Genomic DNA, 17654 nt, shown 5'->3' with positions numbered 1-17654 from the left:
TTTGAGAATAGCAATCAATTATGGATAACGTTATAGGTTAGCAGAAACCCGCATTCCTATAATCGCTGACATTCGATATATCCCTGTACCGCTTTTTACCACCTCTGGCCCTGTCCCATGTCCGCGCCCAAGCCTGTCCCCCTGAGCAGCCTGACCCTGCACCTGCCCGACGAATCCGCCACGGAATCGCTGGCGCGGCAGCTCGCGCCGCTGGTTTCCGGCCAGGCCGGCATCCCGGCGGGCGGCGCGATTCACCTGCAAGGCGACCTGGGTGCGGGCAAGACGGCCTTCACCCGCGCGCTGTTGCGCGAATGCGGCATCAAGGGCCGGATCAAAAGCCCAAGCTACGCGCTGCTTGAATCCTATAAAGTTTCTAACTTATACTTCTATCACCTTGATTTTTATAGATTTAGTGATTCGCGCGAATGGTTGGACGCAGGATTCCGGGATTTACTGCGTGACGATGCGGTCGTTTTGATCGAATGGCCGGAGCGGGCAGAGGGTCTCTTGCCCCCGCCCGACCTGCAGATTTCCCTCGCCTACGCGGGCGAAGGACGCGACGCCAGCCTGACCGCGTACACCGCCCGAGGACAAACATGGTTGAACGCGATTGTCCCCCCGCCGCCAGCGCCCTGCCCAAGGCAGGCGCCGCCCGACGCCGCCTGATCAGCGTCGCCGCCACGCTGCTCGTCCTCCCCGTATTGCCACGCCTGGCCCAGGCCGCCACCATCCTCGCGGTGCGGACCTGGCCGGCCGACGAATACACCCGCGTCACGCTGGAGCTGGACAGCGAGCTCAAGGCGGAACAATTCACGCTGGAAAATCCCCACCGCCTGGTGGTGGACATCGAGGGCCTGACCATCAATGCGGCCCTCAATGATCTGGTGTCCAAGGTCCGGCCCGACGACCCCTATATCCAGAGCCTGCGCGTGGCGCAGAACCGGCCCAACGTGGTGCGGATGGTGTTCGACCTGAAGCAGGCGGTGGCGCCGCAGGTGTTCACGCTCAAGCCCGTTGCCGACTATCAGTACCGCCTGGTGCTGGACCTGTATCCCAAGGTCGCGCAGGATCCGCTGATCGCGGTGATCAACAAGCAGGGCGGTCCCGACGTCGACGATCCGCTGGCCCGCATCCTGGAAGACATCCAGCGCAATCCAGGCAGCAAGAACAACCCGCCGCCCGAGCCGCCGCTGGCGCGCGGCCAGCAGCCCGCCGCGCCGATTCCGACGCCCAAGCCGCCGCCCGCCTCCGCCGGACGCGGCAAGCAGCGCATGCTGACCATCGCGCTGGACCCCGGCCACGGCGGCGAGGATCCGGGCGCGATCGGCAGCAGCGGCCTGCGCGAGAAGGACGTGGTGCTGCGCATCGCGCGCCGGCTCAAGGCGCTGATCGACAGCCAGCCGAACATGCGCGCCTACCTGACGCGCGACGACGACTACTTCGTACCGCTGCACGTGCGCGTGCAGAAGGCGCGCCGCGCGCACGCAGACCTGTTCGTGTCCATCCACGCCGACGCCTGGATCAAGCCGTCCGCCAACGGTTCGTCGGTGTTCGCGCTGTCCCAGCGCGGCGCCCCCAGCGCGCAGGCCCGCGGGATGGCCGACAAGGCAAACGCCGCCGACCTGATCGGCGGCGTGAACCTGGGCAGCCACGACCGTCAGGTCGCCAAGGTGCTGCTGGACCTGTCCACCACCGCGCAGATCAACGACTCGCTCAAGGTGGGCAATTCCTTCCTGGACGAGATCAAGAAGATCAACCGGCTGCACAAGAACAGCGTCGAACAGGCCGGCTTCGCCGTGCTCAAGGCGCCGGACATTCCGTCCATCCTGGTCGAGACGGCCTTCATCAGCAATCCGCAGGAAGAAGCGCTGCTGCGCAGCGCCTCGCACCAGGACAAGCTGGCGCAGGCCATGATGACGGGGATCCAGCGTTACTTCACCGCGAATCCTCCGCTGGCAAGGCTGGGCGATGTGAGCTGACCGGAACGTCCCATTCCCGCGTCCTGAAAAGAACAGGGCCATGCGCTGACGGCGCATGGCCCTGTTCTTTTGCGCGGCGCGTCTATTGGCGGCGCGAACGGATCAGCTTGAACAGGCCCGCGCCGACCACCGGCACGATGGCGGCGGCCAGGCCCAGCAGCACGATGGTGTTCAGGTGGTCCTTGATGAACGGAATGTTGCCGAAGAAGTAGCCGGCCGCCACCAGACCGCCCACCCAGGCCAGCGCGCCGGCGACGTTGAACAGCTGGAAGCGCCCGAACGGCATCTCGGCCACGCCGGCCACGAAAGGCGCGAAAGTCCTCACCACGGGGATGAAGCGCGACAGCACGATGGTCTTGCCGCCGTGCTTTTCATAGAAGGCATGCGTGCGCATCAGCGCGCCCCGGTCCAGGAAGCGCAGGTTCATCGAGAACACGCGCGGACCGATATAGCGGCCGATCGTGTAATTCAAGGTATTGCCCGTCACCGCCGCGATCAGCAGCAGCACCGACAGCATGACCGGATCGATCTTGCCCGTCGCGCCCAGCGCCCCGGCGATGAAGAGCAGCGAATCGCCAGGCAGAAAGGGCAGCACCACCAGCCCGGTCTCGGCGAACACGATCAGGAACAGCACGGGATACACCCAGGCGCCGTACTGGTCGACCCAGACGCTCAAGGTCTGGTCGATATGCAACACCATATTGAAAAAATCCAGCATCGACGCCATCCTGCCATGCGGTAGTGAAATCCGTCACCGACTATAGCCCAGGCGGTCCTGAGGCTAAAATCGTCACCATGGCCACCCCCGATACCCGTCCCCCGACCGACCGCCGTTCCATCCTCGCGCTGCCCGACCTGCTGATCAGTCAGATCGCGGCCGGCGAGGTCATCGAGCGGCCGGCATCCGTGCTCAAGGAAGTGCTGGAGAACGCGATCGACGCCGGCGCGCGCGCCATCGAAGTGCGGCTGGAAGGCGGCGGCATCCGCCGCATCGCCGTGACCGACGATGGCGGCGGCATTCCGCCCGAGGAACTGCCGCTGGCGCTGGCGCGCCACGCCACCAGCAAGATCCGCTCGCTGACCGAACTGGAATCGGTGGCGTCGATGGGATTTCGCGGCGAGGCGCTGGCCTCCATCGCCTCGGTCGCGCAGGTGTCCATCATCTCGCGCACGCGCGACGGCGAGCACGCCTGGCAGATCGACGGCGGCAGCCTGCAGGTCAGCCCCGCCTCGGGCCCGCCCGGCACCACCGTGGACGTGCGCCAGCTGTTCGACGCGGTGCCGGCGCGCCGCAAGTTCCTGCGCTCGGAAGCCACCGAATTCGGGCATTGCGTGGACGCGATGGAACGCATCGCGCTGGCGCATCCGCACATCGCGTTCCGCCTGTTCCACCACGACCGCGCGCAGCGCCAATGGCTGCCCGCCGATCCGCCGCAGCGCATCCGCGACGTGCTGGGCGCGGAGTTCGCCGAGCACGGCCTGCTGCTGTCGCATGCCGTCGGCACGGTGAGCCTGGCCGGCATGATCACCCGCCCGACCGCGGCCCGCGCGCGCGCCGACCGGCAATACCTGTACGTCAACGGCCGTTTCGTGCGCGACCGCACGGTCAGCCACGCGCTGCGCGCCGCCTACGCCGACGTGCTGCATGGCGACCGCCAGCCGGCCTATGTGCTGTTCCTGGACATCGATCCCGCCGCGGTGGACGTCAACGTCCATCCCGCCAAGCATGAGGTGCGCTTCCGCGACAGCGGCGCCGTGCACCGCTTCGTCTCGCACGCGGTCGGCCAGACGCTGGCGCAGACCGGCGGCGCGTCCGCCGTCACGCCGCAAGCCCATGACGCGGAACCCGGCGCTCTGCCGGCGCAGGACGCTGGCGCAAGCGCCACGGACGCCGCACGGAACGCATCCATCTCCCCGGACGCGGATGCCTCGCGGGCCTCGTGGCATGCGCCGGCCTCGGGCGCGTCCGCCGCCGGCATGCCCGCCGCCGGCATGCCCGCCGCCGGTACGCCCGCCGCCGGTACGCCCGCATCCGGGATGCACGCATCGGGTCACGCCTCGCAGCCGTCATCCGCGCGCCCGGGCTACACCAGCAGCGGCAACGCCGCGCCCTACGGCCTGCGTCCCTCGCCCGCGCCGCAACGGCCGCATACGCAGGTGCCGTTCCGCCTGCACGCCGAACCCGCCGGCATTCCGGCGGCCGACTGGCAGTCGCTGTACCGTCCGCTGAACGAAGACGCCGCGCCGCGCACGACGCCGCTGCGCGACTCGGCCGCCCTGCCCGCCGACGAGGAACACCCGCTGGGCATGGCCCTGGCCCAGGTCCACGGCATCTACATCCTGGCGCAGAACAAGCGCGGCATGGTGCTGGTGGACATGCACGCGGCCCATGAGCGCGTGGTCTACGAACAGCTCAAGCAGGCGCTGGACGCGCGCAGCCTGCCGCGCCAGGACCTGCTGGTGCCAGTGGTGTTCCACGCCCAGGAAAAGGACGTGGCCGTCGCCGAGGAATTCGAGGAACAGCTCGCCGAGCTGGGCTTCGAGCTGCGCCCGTCCGGCCCCACCTCGATCGCGGTGCGCTCGGTGCCCGCCATGCTGGCGCGCGGCGACATCGAAACGCTGGCCCGCGCCGTGCTGCGCGACCTGGGCGGCGTGGGCGTGTCGCGCCTGTTGACCGAGCAGCGCAACGAGCTGCTGTCCACCATGGCCTGCCACGGCTCGGTGCGCGCCAACCGCAAGCTCACCATCGAAGAGATGAACGGGCTGCTGCGGCAGATGGAAGCCACCGAACGCGCGGATCAGTGCAACCACGGCCGCCCGACCTGGGTGCAGTGGTCGGTGTCCGACCTGGACAAGCTCTTCCTGCGCGGACAATAGCCTTGCCTTCTTCTTCCGCATCCGGCCTGCCGCCGGTCATCTGTCTGGCCGGCCCGACCGCGGCCGGCAAGAGCGCGTCCACGCTGGCGCTGGCAGAACGCTGGCCGATGGAGATCGTCAACGTCGATTCGGCCACGATCTACCGAGGCATGGACATCGGCACCGCCAAACCCTCGCCCGCCGAGCAGGCGCGCGTGCCTCAGCATCTGCTGGACATCCTGGACCCCGCGCAGTCGTACTCGGCGGCCGAATTCCGCGCCGACGCGCTGCGCCTGATCGACGAGATCCGCGCGCGCGGCCGCGTACCGCTGCTGGCCGGCGGCACCATGATGTACTACAAGGCGCTGCGCGACGGGCTGGACGACCTGCCGCAGGCCGACCCGGCGCTACGCGCCGAACTGGAAGCGCGCGCCGCCCGCGAAGGCTGGCCCGCGCTGCATGCCGAACTGGCCACGCTGGACCCCATCACCGCCGCGCGGCTGGCGCCCAACGACAGCCAGCGGATCCAGCGCGCGCTGGAAATCTGCCGCCTGTCCGGCCAGCCCATGTCCGCGCTGCTGCTGCGCGCGCAGCGCAAGCCGGACGAGGACGCCAACCAGTACCTGACGATCAGCCTGGAACCCTCGGACCGCGCCGCGCTGCACGCGCGCATCGAACAGCGCTTCGACGCCATGCTGGCGCAAGGCCTGATCGATGAAGTACGCGCCCTGCGCGCGCGCGGCGACCTGCATCCCGGCCTGCCCTCGGTGCGCTGCGTGGGCTACCGCCAGATGTGGGCGCACCTGGACGGCGAGATCGACCTGGCCGGCGCGCGCGAGCAAGGCATCGCCGCCACGCGCCAGCTGGCCAAGCGCCAGATCACCTGGCTGCGGGCGCAGCCTGAGCGTGTCATCGTCGATTGCCTGGCGCGGGACGCGGTGGCGCGCACGATCGACGCGGTGGCCGCCGCGCTGGGCGAACGCGCCTGACACGTCCACGGGGCCTGCTCCCCGTCACAGACGCGTCGCCCTCCGTCTGCCTCCCAAAATGAAAAAGCCCGCCGTAGCGGGCTTTTTCCTGCCGACCGTTCAACGGCCGGTCACGCTCAGACCACGAAAGTCTGCGCCATGCCGTCCTGCTGCTCGACGATCTCGCCGATGCGGTTGACGGTCTCGCCCTGCTCGCGCAGGGTCGCGGCGATGGCGTCGGCCTGGGCGGCGTCCACCACCAGCACCATGCCGATGCCGCAGTTGAAGACGCGGTGCATTTCGGTGTCTTCCACGCCGCCCTGCTGCTGCAGCCACTGGAACAGCTTGGGCATTTCCCAGCCGTCGCGGTGCAGCTTGGCCGACAGGCCGGGCTGCAGGATGCGCGGCACGTTGTCCAGCAGGCCGCCGCCGGTGATGTGAGCCAGGCCCTTGATGGCGGTGCCGTGCTTGGCCAGCGCGGCCAGCACCTGCTTGACGTAGATGCGGGTAGGCGCCATGACCACGTCGACCAGCGGCTGGCCATGGAAGTCCTGGTCGGGACGGGCGTTGGCACGCTCGAGAATCTTGCGGACCAGCGAATAGCCGTTGGAGTGCGCGCCGCTGGACGCCAGGCCCAGCACCACGTCGCCGGTCTTGATCGACTTGCCGTCGATGATGGCCGACTTTTCCACCGCGCCCACCGCGAAGCCGGCCAGGTCGTATTCGCCGTCCGGGTACATGCCGGGCATTTCGGCGGTCTCACCGCCGATCAGCGCGCATCCCGACAGCTCGCAACCCTTGGCGATGCCGCCCACCACGGACGCCGCCGTATCCACGGACAGCTTGCCGCAGGCGAAGTAGTCCAGGAAGAACAGCGGCTCGGCGCCCTGCACCAGGATGTCGTTGACGCTCATGGCGACCAGGTCGATGCCCACGGTGTCGTGACGGTTCCACTCGAACGCCAGGCGCAGCTTGGTGCCCACGCCGTCGGTGCCCGACACCAGCACCGGCTCCTTGAACTGCTTCGGCACTTCGAACAGGGCGCCAAAGCCGCCGATACCGGCCAGGACCCCGGGACGCATGGTGCGGGCCGCGAGCGGCTTGATACGGTCGACCAGGGCGTCGCCCGCATCGATATCGACGCCAGCGTCGCGGTAGGTCAGGGGAGCGGAGGGTTGATTCGTCATGAGAAATGCCGTGGGATATGTAACAATTGCTGGGAATTGGGGTGGGTTGCCCGGCATTTTACGACGCCGCGGCCCGAAGCTGGCCACAAGCCGGTGCCGACGCCCCCCAAACGCCCGGAATCCGCCGGGAGCCAGGGCCTGAACGGCGGACTGGCGCGACACAGCCCCTCAGGTGGTTTAAAGTGTAGGGTTGGCCGATATCGGTTTTGGCCAGCCGTTTTGGTCAACCGATTGACCCGATTCTTGACCCATTCTGTTTGACCTGATTTTTACTGCGGGAATCCGTTGCCGGATCCTGCCGCCAGCGTGGCCTGGCGGCGCCGGCGACGGGCCTGGCGACACGGCGCGCGGCCTGGCCGCAGCCGGGCAGCCCGCGCGAGTCCCGTGGCGCGGATCCGGATGTCCGGACCGCTCCGCAAGCAAGCCTGATTGAATAGCTTCCCATGAACCGCCAGCTGCTGCTCGACGTTCTTCCTGCGCCAGCGCCTTCGCTGAACAATTTCATCGCCGGCCCCAACGGGGAAGCGCTCGCGGCGGTGCGTACGCTCGCCCCCGGCCGGGCGCTCTACATATGGGGCTCGGCCGGCTGCGGCCGCAGCCATCTGCTGCGCGCGCTCACCGCGCGCCCCGACGCCGTCTACATCCACGCCGCCAACGGCGAGAACATGCTGCGCGTGCTGGCCGGCGCCGACTCCAAGTCGCCCATGCCGAAGTTCGTGGCGGTGGACGATGTGCATCGCATGGACGACAACCGGCAGGCCGGCCTGTTCGCCCTGTACAACCGCTGGCGCGAATCCGCCGCCACCGGCCGCGCCTTCGCGCTGGCCGTGGCCGGCGACCGCGCCCCGCTGTCGATGCCGCTGCGCGAGGACCTGCGCACCCGCCTGGGCTGGGACCTGGTGTTCCGCCTGGATCCGCTGTCCGACGCCGACAAGCTGGCCGCCCTGTCCGCCCAGGCGGCCGAGCGCGGCATGCACCTGGCGCCCGAGATCATCAACTGGATGCTGACGCACCATGAGCGCGACATCCGCAAGCTGGCAGCGCTGATCGACGCGCTGGACCGCTATTCCCTGGCCAACGGCCGCCCCATCACCCTGCCCCTGCTGCGCGCCATGCTCGCGGACCCCGACTCGCAACCCAAATGACCTCCCCACGTCTCGCCCTGTTCGACCTGGACCACACCCTGTTGCCGCTGGACAGCGACTATCAATGGGCCGACTACCTGGCGCGCACCGGCCGCGCCGGCGATCCGGACGAGGCCCGGCGCCGCAACGACGAGCTGATGGAGCGCTACAACCGGGGAGAGCTGACCGCCGAACAGGCGGCCGAATTCATGCTGGGCCTGTTGGCCGCGCATCCGCCCTATGAGCTGGCCGCCTGGCACGAGGCCTTCATGGCCGAAGTGATCCGCCCGTCGATCACGTCCGCCGCGCGCGCGCTGGTCGACGAGCACCTGCAGGCCGGCGACCTGTGCGCGGTGGTCACGGCCACCAACGGCTTCGTCACCGCTCCCATCGCCCGCGCTTTCGGCATCCCCCACCTGATCGCCACCGACGCCGAATACCGCCATGGCCGCTACACCGGCCGCATCCACGGCACGCCCAGCTTCAAGGAAGGCAAGGTGGTGCGCGTGGACCAATGGCTGGCCGGCATGGGCACGGCGCTTACGGATTTCCCCGAATCGTTTTTCTATAGCGATTCGGTCAATGATGTGCCCTTGCTCGAAAAGGTGAGCCAGCCGGTCGCCGCCAACCCCAGCCCCGCCCTGCGCAAGATCGCCCAGGAACGCGGCTGGCGCGTGATCGATCTGTTCGATCACATGGAAGATTCCAAGTCCTGAACCCTGATGATTACCGAAACCATAAAAAAATTCGTCGGCCGCCTGTTCGCGCCCGCTAATCGCGGACCGCTGCGCATCGCCCGCGACAAGCACGGCATCGACCGCCGCAACGTCTCGCGCCATGCCATCAAGGTCTGCGAGGTGCTGCGCCAGCACGGCTATGACGCGTATATCGTCGGCGGCGCCGTGCGCGACCTGATCGTCGGGCTGGAACCCAAGGACTTCGACGTGGCCACCAACGCCACGCCCGAGCAGATCCGCCCGCTGTTCCGCCGCGCCCGCATCATCGGCCGCCGCTTCCAGCTGGTGCACGTGGTGTTCGGCCAGGAGATCATCGAGACCTCCACCTTCCGCGCGCCCGCCTCGGAAGACCAGGAAACCGACGAGCACGGCCGCATCCTGCGCGACAACGTGTTCGGCTCGCAGGCCGAGGACGCGGCGCGCCGCGACTTCACCATGAACGCGCTCTACTACGATCCGCACACCGAGGAAGTCATCGACTACCACCACGGCGTGTCCGACCTGAAGAAGCGCCAGATCCGCATGATCGGCGACCCGGCCAAGCGCTACCGCGAAGACCCTGTGCGCATGCTGCGCGCGGTGCGCTTCGCCGCCAAGCTCAACGGCACCATCGACCCGGCCACGCGCCAGCCCATCGGCACCATGGCGGACCTGATCGAGAACGTGCCGGCCTCGCGCCTGTTCGACGAAATGCTCAAGCTGCTGACCTGCGGCCATGCCATGGACTGCCTGCGCCAGCTGCGCGCCGACGGTCTGCACAAGGGCCTGCTGCCGCTGCTGGACGTGGTGCTGGAACAGCCCGGCGGCGAGCATTTCGTGGAACTGGCGCTGGAACGCACCGACGCCCGCGTGCGCGCCGGCAAGACCATCAGCCCCAGCTTCCTGTTCGCCGCGCTGCTGTGGCAACAGGTCGAGGTGCGCTGGAAGCAGCTGCGCGCCCAGGGCGAACACACCATCCCGGCGCTGTCGCAGGCCGCCGACTCGGTGCTGGACGAGCAGACCGAAAAGCTGGCCATCCAGCGCCGCTTCTCGTCGGACATGCGAGAGATCTGGTTCATGCAGCCGCGCTTCGAGCGCCGCATGGGCAAGACCATCTACCGCATGATCGAACAGCCGCGCTTCCGCGCCGCCTGCGATTTCCTGCAGCTGCGCGCCGCCGCCGGCGAGTTCGACAGCGTGCTGGCGCAATGGTGGATGGACCTGGCCAATGCCGACGACGACCTGCGCGGCGAAATGATCGAGGAAGTGTCGCGCCTGCCGCGCGATCCCGCCGACGCGCCGGCCTCGACCTCGACCTCGGCCAACCGTCGCCGCCGCCGTCCCCGCCGCTCGCCGCGTAGCGGCTCGGCGTCGGAGTAAGCGATGAGCGCGGATCGCGTGCGCGCCTATATCGCGCTCGGCGCCAACCTGGGCGACAGCGCGGCCACCCTCAAGACGGTGCTGGACGAACTGCGCCAGACGCCTGGCATCGCCGCCGTGACCGCCTCGCGCTTCTACCGCACCGCTCCGGTCGAGGCCACCGGCCCCGACTTCGTCAACGCCGCCGCGGCGCTGGACACCACGCTGGCGCCGCTGGAACTGCTGGACGTGCTGCAGGCCCTGGAACTGCGCCACGGCCGCGAGCGCCCCTACAGGAACGCGCCGCGCACGCTGGACCTGGACATGCTGCTCCACGGCGACCAGTCCCTCGAAGATCAGCGCCTGGTCCTGCCCCATCCCCGCATGCACCTGCGCGCCTTCGTGCTGCGTCCGCTGCTGGACTTGGCCCCCACCCTGCGCGTCGCCGGCCGCCCGGCCGCCGACTGGCTGGCCGACATCCACGACCAGCCCATCTCCCCGCTGTAAAGGCGCCGCGAGACAACCGCCTCCCCATCCCGACATCCAAGCCAGGCACCACGCCCGGCCCCACACCGGCCTCCCGAATCGAGGCCGCACGATGCCGGCTCGGCCGGTCCGTAGCGGCGCCCTGTTGAAGCGGGAGGCGCGCAGCGCTCGGTGGGGTCCTCTATTTGAATTCCATCATCGCGCGTTCAACATCTTCCACGCCGGGCAGTCCCGCCTCGTTGCCCAGATGCTGGATCTTGTGCGCCGACGCCGCGCGGGCAAACGTGAAGTGCTCCGACCACGGCAGTTCAGGACGATTCAGGTACGACCAGACATAGGCGCCGTGGAACACGTCGCCCGCGCCCGAAGTGTCCACGATGCGCTCGGCCGGCACACCCAGTGAAGCCAGTTCGCGGATCCTGCCGTCCTCGCCATACCAGAGCATGCCGCGCTCGCCCAGCGTGACGGCGCCGACGCGGCAACCCCGGGCCTGCAGGAATTCCAGCAGGCCTTGCGGCGACAGTCCCATCTGCTCGCACATGCGCTCGGCGCATACGGCCACGTCGATGTAGCGCAACAGCTCGTCGGTGTTCTCGCGCACGCCGCCGCCGTCCAGCGAGGTCAGGATGCCGGCCTGGCGGAAGGCGCGCGCGTAGTGCAGCGCCGCGTCGGGCTGATGGCCGTCCAGGTGCAGCGCGCGGTAGCCGCTGATGTCCAGGCGGGGGAAATCGTTCAGATAGTCGGCATCGCGGGCGCGCACGATGGCGCGCTTGCCGTGGTTGGGCATGATGCAGGACAGCGAGGACCGGCGCACCTGGCGCGTGTGCAGCGCCACGCCGTGGGCCGCCGCCATGTCGGCATACATGTGGCCCAGCCAGTCCGGCGCCATGGAGCAGATCAGATCGGGCGCGGAGCCCAGCTTGGCGCAGGCGAAAGCCGCCGTCACGGCATTGCCGCCGAAGGACACCGCGTAGTCGCTGGCCACGCTCTTCTCGTCCCCGGTCGGCCAATGATCGGCCAGCAGGGTGACGTCGATATAGGTATGTCCGATGAATAGGGACGTGCAGCTCATGTTCCTGCCTTGTAGGTCGCGCCGCCAAGAGGCGGCGATCGCGTTGCAAAGGGATGATGGTCGTGGCGCTGGCCCGCCTGGCGGAGGCTGGCCGCCCGTGCAAGGGTCGCCTCCCGCGCGAACCACCCATCTTCGGGCCGCACCATGCTACGCCATTCCCCGCGCCCGCGCCGTCGCGATGCCGGCCCGGCATGATGCCAGTCTGGAACCGGCGGAATCGGGCATCGCTTTCGGGCGCTTTCTTTAATACTCAATATGAGTATAATTTTCCCGAACCCATTCCGGAACCGGAGACAGCCATGTCCATCAAGTCCGTCGCGTTCGACCACCCGACTTCCGCCGGCGCCTGCGGCGTTGGCCAGGCCTGGGCCCGCGTGCCCGCGCCGCAAAGCCCCGACCAGCAGCGCCAGGCCGCCGACCGGCTGCGCCGCCTGCTGCGTGAGCGCGACGCGGTGATGATCGCCCACTACTACGTGGATGGCCCGCTGCAGGACCTGGCGCGCGAAACCGGCGGCTGCGTCGGCGATTCGCTGGAAATGGCGCGCTTCGGCGCCAGCCATCCCGCGTCCACCCTGGTGGTGGCCGGTGTGCGTTTCATGGGCGAGACCGCCAAGATCCTCAGCCCGCACAAGCGCGTGCTGATGCCGGACGGCGAGGCCACCTGCTCGCTGGACCTGGGCTGTCCCGCCGACGCGTTCAGCCGCTATTGCGACGCCCATCCCGACCGCACCGTGGTGGTCTACGCCAACACCAGCGCCGCGGTGAAGGCGCGGGCCGACTGGGTTGTGACGTCCTCGGTAGGACAGGACATCGTGGCGCACCTGCACGCACGCGGCGAAAAGATCCTGTGGGCCCCCGACCGCCACCTGGGCGCCTACATCCAGACTCAGACCGGCGCCGACATGCTGCTGTGGCACGGCTCCTGCGTGGTGCATGACGAGTTCAAGGCCGACGAATTGGCCGCGCTGTCGCGCGAGCACCCGCAAGCGGCCATCCTGGTCCATCCCGAATCGCCGGCCGGCGTCGCCGCGCTGGCCGATGTGGTCGGCTCCACGACGCAGCTGATCGCCGCCGCCGGCCGGCTCGATGCCGACACCTTCATCGTCGCCACCGACCAGGGCATCCTCCACGACATGCGGCAACGCCACCCGGGCAAGACCTTCCTGGCCGCGCCCACCGCCGGCCATGGCGCGACCTGCAAGAGCTGCGCGCTGTGTCCCTGGATGGCGATGAACGCGCTGGACGGCGTGGAGCAGGCCCTGACCTCGGGCCGAGGCGAAATCATGCTGGATCCGGCCATCGCGCTGGCCGCGCGCCGGCCCATCGAACGCATGCTGGATTTCGCCGCCGCGGCTCGCCAGCCGGTGCGCAGCAGCGGCGACTTCGCGCGCGACGGCGCGCTGTACCGCCACTTCGGCCCGGCCTGAGGACAGGTCCATGCATCCGGAATCGACAGACGTGCTCGTCATCGGCGCCGGCCTGGCCGGCATGGCCACCGCCCTGTCGCTGCCGCCGCATCTGCGCGTGGCCATGCTGAGCAAGGGCCCGGCGGACGATTGCGCCAGCGCCTGGGCGCAAGGCGGCATCGCGGCGGCGCAGGCGCCGGACGACAGCATCGAGGCGCACGTGCAGGACACGCTGGTCGCCGGCGCCGGGCTGTGCGACGCCGACGCCGTGCGCCGCATCCTGGCGCAAGGCCCCGCGGCGATCGACTGGCTGCTCGGACTCGGCGTGCCCTTCACGCGGGACGAGGATGGCCGCTCGCTGCACCTGACGCGCGAGGGCGGCCACGGCGCGCGCCGCATCGCCCACGCGGCCGACGCCACCGGGCGGGCCGTGCACGCCGCGCTGCTGCGGCAATGCCGCGCGCGGCCCAACATCAGGCTGATCGAACATGCGGCCGCGCTGGATCTGCTGCTGGCCGAACCCGCCGATGCCGGCGCGCCCCGGCGCTGCCTCGGCGCACGGGTGCGCGTCGGCGACGGAGACATCACGCCCTGGCTGGCCAGTCATACGGTGCTGGCGACGGGCGGACTGGGACAGGTCTATGCCCAGACCACCAACCCCGATGCCGCGACCGGCGACGGCGTGGCCATGGCCTGGCGCGCGGGCTGCCAGGTGGCGGACATGGAATTCGTGCAGTTCCATCCCACCGCGCTGCAGGTGGATGGCCGCGCGGCCGGCCTGGTGACCGAGGCGCTGCGCGGCGAAGGCGCCGTGTTGCGCCTGCCGGGCGGCGAGCGCTTCATGCCCGCGCACGACCCGCGCGCGGAACTGGCGCCGCGCGACATCGTGGCGCGCGCGATCTGGGCCGAGATGTCGCGTCTCGATCTGCCCTATGTGCACCTGGACATCTCGCACCGGCCGCGCGCCTGGCTGGACCGGCACTTTCCCGCCGTGACGGCGCTGTGCGCCGCGCATGGCATCGACATCGCCACGCAGCCCATGCCGGTCGCGCCCTGCGCGCACTATGCCTGCGGCGGCGTCCGCGCGGACGTGGACGGCGCCACCGGCATCGCCGGCCTGCGCGCCGTAGGCGAAGTCGCGCGCACCGGCCTGCATGGCGCCAACCGGCTGGCCAGCAATTCGCTGCTGGAATGCGTGGTGATGGGACGGGCGGCGGCAAGCGCCATCGCCGCATCGGGCGATGCAGTAAACGCGGGAGCCTTGGCGGCGTCATCGCCGGCGCGCATGGCGGCGCCGGCGCAAGTGCCTGCGCGCCCGGCCGCGCGGTCCGCCTCGGAGGAAGTTCCCCACACGCCCGACACGATACGCGCTGCACTGCGACGCCTGATGCAGCAGCAAGCGGGCATCATCCGCAGCGATGAGGGGCTGGCCGACGCGGCAGGGCGGATAGCGGCATGGCGCCGCGAGTTGCCGCCCGATGCGGATCCCGGAGGGGACGCCCGCTGGCTGGCGCTGCGCAACCAGCTGGATGTGTGCGGCCTGATCGTCGACGCGGCGGCGCGGCGGCGGGAAAGCCGGGGCGCGCACGCCAGCAGCGACTGGCCCGCCCCCAGCGACGCGCCGGGCGGCCCCTAGCTCTAGTTCCAGGCGCGGTGGCGGGATACGCGAAGTCGGGACGCGGCTCCCGGTCGCCAGGCCGCGCAGCCTCCCCTCCTGGTCTCGCCCCACCCAAATGCGCACGCCGAGTGGCCGGCAAGCCCGCGCGCTATACCGACTCGCCCGCTTGCGCCAGCACCTGCCTGGCCCGCGCGATGACCGGCGCGTCCACCATGCGCCCGTCCAGCATGAACGCGCCCGGCCCGCCATCGCGATGCGCGGCAAGCACGCGCCGCGCCCAGTCCAGCTCGGCCGCGGCCGGCGCGAAAGCCTGATGGATCAGCGGCACCTGGGCCGGATGGATGCAGAGCATGCCGCCAAAGCCCATCTGCTGCGCCCTGGACGCTGCGCGCGCCAGGCCGGCGGTGTCCTGCACGCCGGGAAACACCCCGTCCAGCGCCGGCGGCAACCCGGCCGCGCGGGTCTGCAACAGCACCTGGATGCGGGCATGGTCGAGCACGATCCCGGCGCCCGGCGAGTCAGGCGACAACCCCAGGTCCAGCGCGTAATCCAGGCTGCCAAAGGCCAGCCGCGCCACGCCGGGCGTGGCCGCGACTTCCGCAAGATTGAGCACGCCGCGCGCCGTTTCGATGATGGGAATGACCGGCAGCCCCGTCTGTGCCGCATGACGCGCCTGCGCCAGGCTTTCGGCCTTGGGCAGCAGGATGGCGGTCACGCCGGCCTTGCCGCGCAGCGCCTTGAGATCGTCCTCGTGCCAGGGCGTGGCGGCGTCGTTGATGCGCACCCACAGGCGCGCCTGAGGATGCGTGCCCAGGAAGTCGCACAGCGCTTCGCGCGCGCTGTCCTTGGCTAGATGCTCGACGGCGTCTTCCAGGTCCACGATCACGGCGTCCGCGCCGCTGGCCAGCGCCTTGGGGATGCGCTCGGGCCGGGAAGCCGGCACGAACAGCGCGGTACGAACGATGGGATGGGTCATACGACCTCCGCGGCGTGCAGTCGCGCCACCTCGTCGGGCGCGTACCCCAATGATGCTAGCACCGCGTCGGTGTTTTCGCCCACGGCCGGCACGGGATCCATGCGCGGCGCGTAGGCGCTGTTGGTGGCGGGCGGCAACAGCGCCGGCAGCGCGCCGGCCGGGCTGCCGACCTCGCGCCAGCGCTGGCGCGCCCGCAACTGGGGATGCGCCCAGACCCCGGCCATGTCGTTGACGCGGGCATTGGCGATCTGTGCGTCCTCCAGCCGCTGCGTGACCTGATCGATGTCCAGGCCGGCGAAGGCGTCGACGATCAGCGTGCGCAGCGCCTCGCGATTGGCGGTGCGCTGCGAGTTGGACAGGAAGCGCGGATCCTCGGCCAGTTCGGCCTGGCGCAGCACCTGGGCGCAGAACACGCGCCACTCGCGTTCGTTCTGCAGGCCCAGCATGATGGTGGCCCCGCCGCCCACGGGAAACGGCCCGTAGGGATAGATGGTGGCGTGGGCCGCGCCCGCGCGCAGCGGCGGCGGCGCGCCGTCAAAGGCGTAATACATGGGATAGCCCATCCACTCGACCATGCTTTCCAGCATGGACACGTCGATGCGGCTGCCCTCGCCGGTCCTGCCGCGCAGCAGCAGCGCGTTCAGGATCGCCGAATAGGCATACATGCCGGCGGCTATGTCGGCGATGGAACAGCCGGCCTTGGACGGGCCGTCGGCCGTGCCGGTGACGGACACGAAACCGCTCTCGCTCTGGATCAGCAGGTCGTAGGCCTTCTTGTCCTGGTACGGGCCGCCTTCGCCATAGCCGGAGATATCGCAGACGATCAGGCGCGGGTACTTCGCATGCAGCGCCTCGAACGACAGCCCCAGCCGCGCGGCCGCGCCCGGCGCCAGGTTCTGCACCAGCACGTCGGCGCCGGCCAGCAGACGTTCCATCACGTCGCCGGCCTCGTCACGCTTGAGGTCCAGCGTCAGGCTTTCCTTGGAGCGGTTGGTCCAGACGAAGTGCGAGGACAGGCCGCGCACGCGCTCGTCATAGCCACGGGCGAAATCACCCGCGCCGGGGCGCTCGATCTTGATCACGCGCGCGCCCATGTCGGCCAGCTGGCGGGTGCAGAACGGCGCGGCGATGGCGTGCTCCAGGCTGACGACGGTGATGCCGTCCAGCGGGCGGGGGGCGGGCGCGCTCATGCCTCGAACCTCAGTTCGGCCTGGTGCGCCAGGGTGCCGTCCTGCTCGGCCCACAGCCTGGCCAGCCCCGAACCCTCCAGCCGGCCCGCGACATGGAAGGGCGTGGGCGAGATCAACGGCCGCAGGCCGCGATACGACAGATGCTTCAGCCTGGCCTGGGGATGGGCGCGGACGAAGGCGGCGACCATCTCGGTGGCGATCAGCGGCCCGTGCACCACCAGGCCGGGATAGCCCTCGACAGTGGTGACATAGGGATGATCGTAGTGGATGCGGTGGCCGTTGAAGGTCACGGCCGAATAACGGAACAGCAGCACGGAAGTCGGCTCGACCCGGTCGCGCCACTGCGCCTCGGGCGCCGGCTCGGACCCGGACAGCTTGGGCGGCGTGGGCTGGCGGTAGACGATGTCCTGTTCCTCCAGGATCGCGGCCTCGCCGTCCTGGCGGTATTCGTGGCGCACGGTGACGAACAGCAGCGCACCCGTGCGGCCGGTCTTTTCCTTGACGTCGGCCACCGTGGACACGCGCTCGGCCGGCACGCCGACCCTGAGCGGCCGGACGAATTCGACCCGGCCGCCGGCCCACATTCGGTTGCGGTCATGCGCCGGCGGCAGGAAACCGCCGCGCGAGGGATGGCCATCCGTCCCCAGTCCATCCTGGCCCACGGCGCTGATGAAGAAGGCCCATTGCCACAGCGGCGGCAACGCGTCGCCGCGGGCC

16 protein-coding genes are annotated in these 17654 nt (G+C 69.7%); 10 read left to right on the top strand and 6 right to left on the bottom strand.

All coding sequences use genetic code 11. From position 1 onward, the window contains the following. The first annotated feature begins 117 nt into the window (after positions 1-117). Together tsaE and AC6LJ5_RS16665 are read left to right on the top strand one after the other, a co-directional pair. On the top strand, positions 118-666 hold the full coding sequence (tsaE, locus tag AC6LJ5_RS16670; RefSeq protein ID WP_392411451.1) for a tRNA (adenosine(37)-N6)-threonylcarbamoyltransferase complex ATPase subunit type 1 TsaE: 549 nt from the start codon (positions 118-120) through the stop codon (positions 664-666). Beyond that, positions 597-1979 (top strand): N-acetylmuramoyl-L-alanine amidase, encoded by a 1383-nt coding sequence (locus AC6LJ5_RS16665; RefSeq protein ID WP_498141062.1) that lies wholly within the window; start codon positions 597-599, stop codon positions 1977-1979. The genes tsaE and AC6LJ5_RS16665 overlap by 70 nt, the downstream gene beginning before the upstream one ends. 82 nt (positions 1980-2061) lie before the next feature. On the opposite strand, the gene AC6LJ5_RS16660 is transcribed toward AC6LJ5_RS16665, so the two are convergent. Continuing rightward, positions 2062-2697: a VTT domain-containing protein gene (locus AC6LJ5_RS16660; RefSeq protein ID WP_103272581.1), complete on the bottom strand. Its 636-nt coding sequence runs from the start codon at positions 2695-2697 to the stop codon at positions 2062-2064. Positions 2698-2774: 77 nt separating this feature from the next. Here AC6LJ5_RS16660 and mutL point away from each other — a divergent pair, with 77 nt between their 5' ends. Together mutL and miaA are read left to right on the top strand one after the other, a co-directional pair. Continuing rightward, positions 2775-4856 (top strand): DNA mismatch repair endonuclease MutL, encoded by a 2082-nt coding sequence (mutL, locus tag AC6LJ5_RS16655; protein ID WP_498141061.1) that lies wholly within the window; start codon positions 2775-2777, stop codon positions 4854-4856. Between the two features lie 2 nt (positions 4857-4858). Continuing rightward, a complete protein-coding gene (gene miaA / locus AC6LJ5_RS16650) occupies positions 4859-5824 on the top strand; it encodes a tRNA (adenosine(37)-N6)-dimethylallyltransferase MiaA (RefSeq protein WP_392411453.1) in 966 nt (321 codons plus the stop codon). Positions 5825-5940: 116 nt separating this feature from the next. Here miaA and purM read toward each other — a convergent pair whose 3' ends face one another. Next, a complete protein-coding gene (purM, locus tag AC6LJ5_RS16645) occupies positions 5941-6990 on the bottom strand; it encodes a phosphoribosylformylglycinamidine cyclo-ligase (protein WP_103272579.1) in 1050 nt (349 codons plus the stop codon). A 443-nt stretch (positions 6991-7433) separates the two neighbouring features. Between purM and hda the strand changes: the two genes are divergently transcribed. The 4 genes from hda to AC6LJ5_RS16625 are packed head-to-tail and all read left to right on the top strand — an operon-like array spanning position 7434 to position 10696. Beyond that, a complete protein-coding gene (gene hda, locus AC6LJ5_RS16640; protein WP_103272578.1) occupies positions 7434-8135 on the top strand; it encodes a DnaA regulatory inactivator Hda in 702 nt (233 codons plus the stop codon). Beyond that, positions 8132-8830 carry an HAD family hydrolase gene (locus AC6LJ5_RS16635; protein ID WP_103272577.1) on the top strand — a complete coding sequence of 233 codons (699 nt, stop codon included), beginning with the start codon at positions 8132-8134 and terminating at the stop codon, positions 8828-8830. The genes hda and AC6LJ5_RS16635 overlap by 4 nt, the downstream gene beginning before the upstream one ends. A gap of 6 nt (positions 8831-8836) precedes the next feature. Continuing rightward, positions 8837-10210, top strand: a complete 1374-nt coding sequence (gene pcnB / locus AC6LJ5_RS16630; protein WP_498141060.1) for a polynucleotide adenylyltransferase PcnB — start codon at positions 8837-8839, stop codon at positions 10208-10210. A gap of 3 nt (positions 10211-10213) precedes the next feature. Next, on the top strand, positions 10214-10696 hold the full coding sequence (locus tag AC6LJ5_RS16625) for a 2-amino-4-hydroxy-6-hydroxymethyldihydropteridine diphosphokinase (RefSeq protein ID WP_498141059.1): 483 nt from the start codon (positions 10214-10216) through the stop codon (positions 10694-10696). A gap of 160 nt (positions 10697-10856) precedes the next feature. Here the strand turns inward: AC6LJ5_RS16625 and AC6LJ5_RS16620 are convergent, their stop codons facing one another. Then, a complete protein-coding gene (locus tag AC6LJ5_RS16620; RefSeq protein ID WP_498141058.1) occupies positions 10857-11747 on the bottom strand; it encodes a sugar kinase in 891 nt (296 codons plus the stop codon). A 299-nt stretch (positions 11748-12046) separates the two neighbouring features. Between AC6LJ5_RS16620 and nadA the strand changes: the two genes are divergently transcribed. Both nadA and nadB read left to right on the top strand, forming a co-directional pair. Beyond that, positions 12047-13174: a quinolinate synthase NadA gene (gene nadA / locus AC6LJ5_RS16615; protein WP_498141057.1), complete on the top strand. Its 1128-nt coding sequence runs from the start codon at positions 12047-12049 to the stop codon at positions 13172-13174. 10 nt (positions 13175-13184) lie between these two features. Next, a complete protein-coding gene (gene nadB / locus AC6LJ5_RS16610; protein WP_498141056.1) occupies positions 13185-14789 on the top strand; it encodes an L-aspartate oxidase in 1605 nt (534 codons plus the stop codon). Between the two features lie 130 nt (positions 14790-14919). Here nadB and AC6LJ5_RS16605 read toward each other — a convergent pair whose 3' ends face one another. From AC6LJ5_RS16605 to AC6LJ5_RS16595, 3 genes are all read right to left on the bottom strand, one after another. Further along, positions 14920-15747: an HpcH/HpaI aldolase/citrate lyase family protein gene (locus tag AC6LJ5_RS16605; protein WP_103272571.1), complete on the bottom strand. Its 828-nt coding sequence runs from the start codon at positions 15745-15747 to the stop codon at positions 14920-14922. Further along, positions 15744-16937 carry a CaiB/BaiF CoA transferase family protein gene (locus AC6LJ5_RS16600; protein ID WP_498141055.1) on the bottom strand — a complete coding sequence of 398 codons (1194 nt, stop codon included), beginning with the start codon at positions 16935-16937 and terminating at the stop codon, positions 15744-15746. Before AC6LJ5_RS16600 ends, AC6LJ5_RS16605 begins: the two co-directional genes overlap by 4 nt. Beyond that, positions 16934-17654, bottom strand: a 721-nt coding sequence (locus AC6LJ5_RS16595) for an HTD2 family dehydratase (RefSeq protein ID WP_498141054.1), incomplete at its 5' end; no start/stop codon positions are given. The genes AC6LJ5_RS16595 and AC6LJ5_RS16600, both read right to left, overlap by 4 nt.

This window comes from Achromobacter sp. 1011791174 (assembly GCF_059760925.1).
Note: the sequence above shows the minus strand (reverse complement) of the source record. Positions and strands in the feature narration are given on the sequence as shown.

Coding starts and splice junctions, on each gene's coding strand:
- tsaE (WP_392411451.1), top strand. CDS start 118: ATGTCCGCGCCCAAGCCTGTCCCCCTGAGCAGCCTGACCCTGCACCTG.
- AC6LJ5_RS16665 (WP_498141062.1), top strand. CDS start 597: ATGGTTGAACGCGATTGTCCCCCCGCCGCCAGCGCCCTGCCCAAGGCA.
- AC6LJ5_RS16660 (WP_103272581.1), bottom strand. CDS start 2,697: ATGCTGGATTTTTTCAATATGGTGTTGCATATCGACCAGACCTTGAGC.
- mutL (WP_498141061.1), top strand. CDS start 2,775: ATGGCCACCCCCGATACCCGTCCCCCGACCGACCGCCGTTCCATCCTC.
- purM (WP_103272579.1), bottom strand. CDS start 6,990: ATGACGAATCAACCCTCCGCTCCCCTGACCTACCGCGACGCTGGCGTC.
- hda (WP_103272578.1), top strand. CDS start 7,434: ATGAACCGCCAGCTGCTGCTCGACGTTCTTCCTGCGCCAGCGCCTTCG.
- AC6LJ5_RS16635 (WP_103272577.1), top strand. CDS start 8,132: ATGACCTCCCCACGTCTCGCCCTGTTCGACCTGGACCACACCCTGTTG.
- pcnB (WP_498141060.1), top strand. CDS start 8,837: ATGATTACCGAAACCATAAAAAAATTCGTCGGCCGCCTGTTCGCGCCC.
- AC6LJ5_RS16625 (WP_498141059.1), top strand. CDS start 10,214: ATGAGCGCGGATCGCGTGCGCGCCTATATCGCGCTCGGCGCCAACCTG.
- AC6LJ5_RS16620 (WP_498141058.1), bottom strand. CDS start 11,747: ATGAGCTGCACGTCCCTATTCATCGGACATACCTATATCGACGTCACC.
- nadA (WP_498141057.1), top strand. CDS start 12,047: ATGTCCATCAAGTCCGTCGCGTTCGACCACCCGACTTCCGCCGGCGCC.
- nadB (WP_498141056.1), top strand. CDS start 13,185: ATGCATCCGGAATCGACAGACGTGCTCGTCATCGGCGCCGGCCTGGCC.
- AC6LJ5_RS16605 (WP_103272571.1), bottom strand. CDS start 15,747: ATGACCCATCCCATCGTTCGTACCGCGCTGTTCGTGCCGGCTTCCCGG.
- AC6LJ5_RS16600 (WP_498141055.1), bottom strand. CDS start 16,937: ATGAGCGCGCCCGCCCCCCGCCCGCTGGACGGCATCACCGTCGTCAGC.